4 protein-coding genes are annotated in these 6,960 nt (G+C 48.9%); 3 read left to right on the top strand and 1 reads right to left on the bottom strand.

Annotated features, from left to right (window positions below):
* The first annotated feature begins 596 nt into the window (after window positions 1-596).
* The 3 genes from sdaAB (at window position 597) to HMPREF0240_RS22890 (ending at window position 4,993) form a co-directional block, all read left to right on the top strand.
* Entirely contained in the window at window positions 597-1,262 is a 666-nt protein-coding gene (gene sdaAB, locus HMPREF0240_RS22880) for an L-serine ammonia-lyase, iron-sulfur-dependent subunit beta (protein WP_035314712.1), read from the top strand.
* Window positions 1,263-2,132 (top strand): L-serine ammonia-lyase, iron-sulfur-dependent, subunit alpha, encoded by an 870-nt coding sequence (gene sdaAA, locus HMPREF0240_RS22885; protein WP_035314714.1) that lies wholly within the window; start codon window positions 1,263-1,265, stop codon window positions 2,130-2,132.
* 239 nt (window positions 2,133-2,371) lie between these two features.
* Window positions 2,372-4,993, top strand: coding sequence for a cation-translocating P-type ATPase (locus HMPREF0240_RS22890; RefSeq protein WP_035314716.1), 2,622 nt, complete (start codon window positions 2,372-2,374; stop codon window positions 4,991-4,993).
* Window positions 4,994-5,130: 137 nt separating this feature from the next.
* On the opposite strand, the gene HMPREF0240_RS22895 is transcribed toward HMPREF0240_RS22890, so the two are convergent.
* Window positions 5,131-6,543: an APC family permease gene (locus HMPREF0240_RS22895; protein ID WP_035314718.1), complete on the bottom strand. Its 1,413-nt coding sequence runs from the start codon at window positions 6,541-6,543 to the stop codon at window positions 5,131-5,133.
* Between the last annotated feature and the right edge of the window lie 417 nt (window positions 6,544-6,960).

Genomic DNA, 6,960 nt, shown 5'->3' on the forward strand with positions numbered 1-6,960 from the left:
TTTATTTCTCCAGTATGTTTTGGAGGCTTTTATACTTTATGAGCTTGGATTTACTTTTAAGCGCTATTCAAGTCTATTAAAAAGCCCGCTGGGGATATAAAAGTTACGCCAGTTCTATTCCATTCGTTGCCCCGGTCTGGGATCCCACCCGAGGAACGAGCCCTTTCCTACCGTCCGGAAGAGCCAGCTTTATGACAGGGATGCCGGGGAGGTACTGGGGCTGTATATGCCGCTGCGAAATGCTGGAGTGCGCTTACTGCTCCTTGGACAACCGCTGCCGGGCAGGCGGGGAAAAACTTGATCTCCAAATCAAGTTTTTGCAGAACCCAGCGCGGGAAATCATCGGATTTCCCGTGATGTGTTCTGCGTACCCGCCTGGCCGGCAGCGGGTGTCCTAGGAGCAGTTTGCAGCACGGTTTGCATTTCGCAGCGGCATATACAGCCCCAGTACCTCCCCGGCATCCCTGTCATTAAGCGTCCCCGTCCGCCAACGAGTCTAAAGCTCGCTGCCTAAATCCCGATTTTCATGGATATTTATGGAGGAATCTGTTATACTGATTAGCAAATATGTTTGGGCTGGACTTGGAGGATTTGGTATGAATATTTTTGATATTTTGGGACCCGTTATGGTAGGGCCTTCCAGTTCGCATACTGCGGGCGCTGTACGGATTGGCTATATCACCCGCACTTTACTGGGAAGCCGGCCTGTAAAGGCTGAGATTGGGCTTCACGGATCCTTTGCGGCAACAGGGAAGGGGCATGGAACGGACAGAGCTGTTGTCGCAGGGCTTTTGGGGATGAAGCCTGATGATATGCGGATACCGGAGAGCTTCGAAGTGGCAGGGCAGGAAGGCCTGGAGTTTCGCATTCAGAATATCCAGATACCGGGTGCACATCCGAATACGGCACTGCTGAAAGTGTGCGGGGAAGATGGACGGACCGTGGAGGTACAGGCTTCTTCTTTGGGCGGCGGACGTATTATGGTGAATAAACTGGACGGAATCATGGTAAACTGTACAGGAGAGTGTCCGACACTGATCGTGCAGAATCATGACAGGCCGGGACATGTGGCGGCGGTCACATCTATGCTGGCGGAGGATTCCATCAATATAGCAACGCTTCAGCTTTACCGCGGTAAAAAGGGAGGAGATGCAGTGATGGTGATTGAGATTGACCAGCCTGTACCGGAAGCATCTATCAGGTGGTTTGAACAGCAGGATGGGATTATTAAGGTGACATATATTGACAGGGAGGATGCATAGATGGCTTATCAGTCTTTGGAAGAAATAGGGCAGGTCTGCAGTCAAAAGGAGATTCCTTTCTGGCGGGCCGTGCTTCTGGATGATATGAATGAGCGAACCGTCAGTGAAGAGGAGTCATTTCAGATGATGGAGGCAATGTGGGACGCCATGCTCAGAGCCAGTGATTCTTACGATGAAAAACTGGTTTCCAGCAGCGGGCTGGTCGGCATGATGGGCGGACAGATGGAAAAATACCGGAAAGAGGACGATACTCTGTGCGGAGATTTCGTATCCAGGGTCATTGTGCAGGCGCTGCAGATGGGGGAATCAAACGCCTGTATGAAGCGAATTGTAGCGGCCCCCACAGCTGGGGCATGCGGCGTAATACCGGCAGTGCTGGTGCCTTTATACCGGGATAATAAGGCTGACAGGGAGATGATAGTACAAAGTCTGTATGTGACGGCTGGTATCGGACAGGTTATCGCTTCCAGGGCATTTATTGCCGGAGCGGCAGGCGGATGCCAGGCGGAGATCGGAGCGGCTTCTTCTATGGCGGCGGGCGCACTTGTCTATCTGAAGGGCGGAGATAACAGCCAGATTATGCATGCAGCGGCCATGGCACTGAAGAATCTTCTGGGGCTAGTGTGTGATCCCGTAGCAGGCCTGGTGGAAGTTCCATGTGTGAAGCGGAATGTGATCGGCGCAGTCAATGCACTCTCTTCGGCAGATATGGCACTGGCCGGCATTACAAGCAGAATACCTCCGGATCAGGTGATTGATGCCATGAAGGAGGTAGGGGAAGCAATGAATGTTTCTCTGCGTGAGACTGGGGAGGGCGGTGTAGCAAATACACCCCGGGCAAAAGAAATAGTGGATAATCTTGGAATGTAAATTAAGATTTCCCCTTGACATATTAGGGCCTGCTGTATTATTATAATCTCTAATAGAAGGGAGTAACTAGCGCTTTCCCGAGCGTTCGCGATGTCGTCAGTACGATGGCCTTCCATCCGTATCGTGATTAAATGGTGAGACTTTTATTGCATTACATAATATGCAATAGGAGTCTCTTTTTTTATGTTTTATAAAACGGATCAGGGTTCGTATTGCACAAAAGAAATGGAGGATCATACATGAAAGAATTTTACCAGATTTCTGCCGAGGAGACGAAACAGAGGATCAATGGGACAATGGAACCGTTAACTGCAGAAGAAGTGAAAAAACATCAGGAAAAATACGGCCCGAACGAGCTGGTGGAAGGAAAGAAAAAGACGACAGTCCAGATATTTCTGGAACAGTTTAAAGACTTTCTTGTAATTATACTGATAGCGGCAGCGATTGTGTCGGGGTTTCTTGGAGATGCCGAGAGCGCGATCGTTATTTTGATTGTTATTACGATCAATGCTATTCTCGGAACAGTACAGACTGTGAAGGCAGAGCAGTCCCTCTCCAGTCTGAAAAAGCTTTCCGGTCCGGAGGCAAAGGTACTGCGCGGCGGCAATATAGTGCCGGTTCCGTCCACAGAGGTGACGGTAGGAGATATTGTCATGCTGGATGCAGGGGATTATATCCCGGCTGATGGCCGGCTTTTGGACAGTGCCAGTCTTAAAGTGGATGAGAGCGCCCTGACGGGTGAAAGCCTGGGTGTTGATAAAAATACAGCACCCATTGAAGGAGAAGTTCCTCTGGGCGACAGAATTAATATGGTGTACTCTGGCAGCTTCGTCACATACGGGCGGGGTTCCTTTCTTGTGACCGGGATCGGTATGGAAACCGAGGTCGGAAAGATTGCGAGCCTGCTTAAGACTACTTCTGAGAAACGGACACCTCTTCAGATTAATCTGGATCAGTTCGGACAGAAACTGTCCATAATTATACTTGTATTCTGCGCCATTTTATTTGGTATAAACGTCCTGCGCGGCGGCAATATTGGGGATGCATTCCTGTTTGCAGTCGCACTGGCGGTTGCGGCGATACCGGAGGCATTGAGCTCCATTGTTACGATCGTACTGTCATTCGGTACTCAGAAAATGGCGAAGGAGCATGCCATCATTCGTAAGCTCCAGGCAGTGGAAGGACTGGGCAGCGTATCGATTATATGCTCCGATAAAACAGGAACCCTGACACAGAACAAAATGACAGTAGAAGATTACTATGTCAATGAAACACGTGTGCCTGCAGGTGAAATCGATATAAACCGTCCGGCGCACAGTAAACTGCTGCTTTGCAGTATTCTCTGCAATGATTCTACAAATGTAGAAGGTGTTGAGATCGGTGACCCGACAGAAACAGCACTGATCAATCTTGGAAGCCGACTTGGCGTGTTTGCACAGGATGTGAGAGAAAAGTATCCGCGTGAAAGTGAAAATCCCTTTGACAGCGACAGGAAGCTCATGGCGACAAAGCATACCATTGATGGGAAGCATGTTATGATTGTCAAGGGCGCAGTAGATGTTCTTCTAAACAGAATGGAATCCATTCAAATTCGGGATGAAGTAAGAGGATTTGAGGAAGAAGACCGTAGAAAAATAGAAGCGCAGAATCAGGAATTCTCAAGAGGAGGACTGCGTGTACTCGCTTTTGCATATAAAGAAATCGAAGAAAATCAGGAGCTTACCCTGGAAGACGAAGATAATCTGACCTTTGTAGGTCTGATAGCCATGATGGATCCTCCACGTGAAGAGTCAAAGGCGGCGGTGGCAGAGTGTAAAAGAGCCGGCATCCGTCCGATCATGATTACAGGAGATCACAAGGTGACAGCGGCAGCAATTGCAAAAAGGATTGGAATTCTGGAAGATGAATCGGAGGCATGCGAAGGTGCAGAGATAGACGGCATGTCAGACGAAAAGCTGAAAGATTTCGTAGAAGGGATTTCGGTCTATGCCCGGGTATCTCCTGAACACAAGATCAGAATCGTCAGAGCATGGCAGGAGAAGGGCAACATTGTCTCTATGACAGGAGACGGTGTCAATGATGCACCGGCCCTGAAACAGGCCGATATCGGTGTTGCCATGGGTATTACGGGAAGTGAGGTATCAAAGGATGCGGCATCCATGGTTCTGACAGATGACAATTTTGCCACCATCGTAAAAGCGGTTGAAAATGGCCGTAATGTCTACCGTAACATCAAGAATTCGATTCAATTCCTGCTGTCCGGCAACTTTGGTGCGATCCTGGCAGTGCTCTACGCATCCATCGCCGGTTTGCCGGTTCCGTTTGCACCAGTCCACCTGCTGTTCATCAACCTGCTGACGGACAGTCTGCCGGCAATCGCACTGGGGCTGGAGCCTCACTCAAAAGATGTCATGGATGAAAAGCCAAGGCCAATGAACGAGTCAATACTCACCAGAGACTTCCTGACCAAGATTGGGACAGAAGGCTTGTGCATAGGCGTTACAACCATGATTGCATTCCTGATAGGATACCGCTCAGGAAATACTGTCCTGGCAAGCACAATGGCATTTGGAACACTATGTACAGCAAGACTTGTTCACGGCTTCAACTGTAAAGCAGACCGTCCGGTTGTATTTACAAGAAGAGTATTCAACAATATTTACCTGATCGGTGCATTCCTGCTGGGCCTTGTATTAATAACAGGAGTCATGGTAATACCAGGTCTTCAGAATATATTTAAAGTACAGACACTGAGCATGGCACAGCTGTTCACCGTATATGGACTGGCGGCAGTTAACCTGCCGGTAATCCAGCTCATGAAGGCTGCGAAGGAGGCGCTTCGGAAGCGGAAGGTTCGTTAGAAGGGTCCGGCTGCAGCGGCTGCGTGCATCAAGGCGGAAGAAACCTGTTAAACGGTTGGGTGATCGCGGGCGGGGGAGGCGGATGGATACGGCTGAAGCCCTGCCCCGTTTCCACCAGGCGTCCCTTATATAGACCATTACCCCTTTTCATTAAGCTCTATGTTGAGGACTCGTCCGAATTCGGGGAATTTATGTTTTGCGTAAGCGTAGAATGCGATTCCGAGCAGGCCCCATATTCCGATGATCAGCCATTCGGGGATATTCAGTCCGGAAGGCATTCCAGGCATGTAGAGCAGCAGCATCAGACTGCTCAGCATGATGGCCATGAAACCGACAAAACGGTGCCTGTGTACCTTGTATGGTCTTACGAGATTAGGTTCTTTTTTTCTTAGAACCAGGAAAGAGATGGATACCATGAGGTATGCGGTTACGGCACCGACTCCGCCGGCATTGGTCAGCCACTCCATCATGGCACGTCCGAAAAACGGTGCGATACAGGAGATAGCGCCGATCAGAAGGACTGCATTGGATGGAGTCTTATATTTTGGATGTATTTTTGTCAAAAATGAAGGCAGACATTTGGCTTCGGCAAGAGCGTAGATTGCACGGCTGCCGCCCATAAAGAAAGAATTCCAGCTGGACAGGATTCCTGCCATGCCGCCGATGATCAGAATATCTGCCATGATGGTGTAGCCGCCGTATGCTTTTTTCATTGCATCCGCGGTAATCAGGACGGAACTCTGCATCTCACCCTTAGACATCATCAGAGATACTGCAAGAATAATAAGTGCATACCATGCCACTGCAGAAGCAATAGAGATAAGAATTACTTTTCCGATCTGTTTGAAGGGAATCGCAATTTCTTCCGCGGCCTGTGGTATGACATCAAAACCTACAAACATAAACGGCGTCATGACGGCTACCGATAAGAGCCCTCCGAACCCGTTGTCGAACAGAGGCTTTGTGTGGGTGACATCCCCTTTCAGTGCAGAGCCGAACATCAGGACAAGTCCGATTCCGACTATGATGAAAGTAAAGATCCCCTGCATATACGCCGCGGGTTTTACACCTATATAATTGATAATTGTAATAATAATAGAACTTATGACGCCGATGGCTACCCATGTAGCATAGATGTCAAAGCCTTCTACAGAATACATGTACCCTTTCATAATATTAGGCGCGATATACTCCAGAACCGTAGGGAGTGCACATGCCTCAAAGGCAACCACGCCCACATATCCCAGTATAATCGCCCAGGTACAAAGAAAAGACCAGTTCGGTCCAAGCGCGCGGAGACTGAAGATCTGTTCCCCTCCGCACTGAGGCATAGCCGAAGTCAGCTCAGCATAAGTCAGCCCCACAAACATAATCATAATGCCCCCAAGTACAAACGCCAGCATTGCCCCCGCTGTGCCGGCTTTCAGAATCCAATGCCCGGCCATAACGACCCAGCTCCACCCAATCATGGCGCCAAAGGCAATAGAAAATACGTCCTTCTTTCCAAGGACACGGTCAAACTTACTTTTTTGAGTACTCGAATTACTCATGAAATCACTCCAATCAAATTTTTTATCCCCCAGAAATTACTCTAATCAGCATATAAACTTATATTTTCCTATAAGTACAACTTATACACCGATATTTTCTTATTATACACAAAATCCCCATTAGACTCTAGTACTAATTTGGATATCCTGATCACATTAAATCATCAGTCATCTCTTCTGGAAGCACAACGTTCCGCGATCCAACCACCATCCACAGCTCCCATAAGACATCCCCAAGGTATCCTTTATTCCCTAAGAATGAAGCCCAGCCGGCCGGAAACGGGGAGCGGGATGCCGCAGGGAGAGGCCGGGATGGAGTCTGAAAGTAACCCGTTTGCGGAGAAGAACTTACGTAAAAAGAACTGCCCACGAGGGATGGAAAGTGATTTTGGAAAATCACTTTCCATCCCTCGTGGG

The sequence above is a fragment of the Clostridium sp. D5 genome, assembly GCF_000190355.1.
Classification (GTDB): domain Bacteria; phylum Bacillota; class Clostridia; order Lachnospirales; family Lachnospiraceae; genus Faecalicatena; species Faecalicatena fissicatena_A.

Bases quoted from the DNA above. Each gene is read 5' to 3' on its own strand.
- sdaAB (WP_035314712.1), top strand. From the start codon at position 597: ATGAATATTTTTGATATTTTGGGACCCGTTATGGTAGGGCCTTCCAGT.
- sdaAA (WP_035314714.1), top strand. From the start codon at position 1,263: ATGGCTTATCAGTCTTTGGAAGAAATAGGGCAGGTCTGCAGTCAAAAG.
- HMPREF0240_RS22890 (WP_035314716.1), top strand. From the start codon at position 2,372: ATGAAAGAATTTTACCAGATTTCTGCCGAGGAGACGAAACAGAGGATC.
- HMPREF0240_RS22895 (WP_035314718.1), bottom strand. From the start codon at position 6,543: ATGAGTAATTCGAGTACTCAAAAAAGTAAGTTTGACCGTGTCCTTGGA.